This window comes from Rummeliibacillus sp. TYF-LIM-RU47, from assembly GCF_008638315.1.
Lineage (GTDB): Bacteria > Bacillota > Bacilli > Bacillales_A > Planococcaceae > Rummeliibacillus > Rummeliibacillus stabekisii.
The window spans coordinates 1-562 of sequence record NZ_VVIR01000013.1 but is presented as its reverse complement, the minus strand read 5'-3'; the positions used below and the strand labels follow the sequence as shown (position 1 = coordinate 562).

Genomic DNA, 562 nt, shown 5'->3' with positions numbered 1-562 from the left:
TAAAAGTCAGATGCTCTACCAACTGAGCTAATGACTCATTTTAAGTGGTGCCGGCGAAAGGAGTCGAACCCTCGACCTACTGATTACAAGTCAGTTGCTCTACCAACTGAGCTACACCGGCGAATAAATATGGTGGAGGATGACGGGATCGAACCGCCGACCCTCTGCTTGTAAGGCAGATGCTCTCCCAGCTGAGCTAATCCTCCATGTTACAGCCTAGCAACGTCCTACTCTCACAGGGGGAAGCCCCCAACTACCATCGGCGCTAAAGAGCTTAACTTCCGTGTTCGGCATGGGAACGGGTGTGACCTCTTTGCCATCATTACTAGACCTATTATTTATTTAAGGACAAGAATTATTATACCATGTTTTCTAGAAAAGTCAACAACTTTTTTCGAATAACTATTTCTTGTTCTCTCAAAACTGGATAAACGAGAATTGAAGGTTCTTAAGAAATTTGGTTAAGTCCTCGATCGATTAGTATTCGTCAGCTCCATGTGTCGCCACACTTCCACCTCGAACCTATCTACCTCATCGTCTTTGAGGGATCTTACTTACTTGC

2 tRNA genes and 2 rRNA genes are annotated in these 562 nt (G+C 44.8%); all 4 read right to left on the bottom strand.

What is annotated here, in order from left to right:
* Positions 1-45 precede the first annotated feature (45 nt).
* Positions 46-121 (bottom strand) — tRNA-Thr (locus F0527_RS16850).
* Positions 122-130: 9 nt separating this feature from the next.
* A tRNA-Val gene (locus F0527_RS16845) sits at positions 131-206 on the bottom strand.
* A gap of 8 nt (positions 207-214) precedes the next feature.
* A 5S ribosomal RNA gene (gene rrf, locus F0527_RS16840) occupies positions 215-330 on the bottom strand.
* 127 nt (positions 331-457) lie between these two features.
* A 23S ribosomal RNA gene (locus F0527_RS16835) occupies positions 458-562 on the bottom strand; the annotation flags it as partial.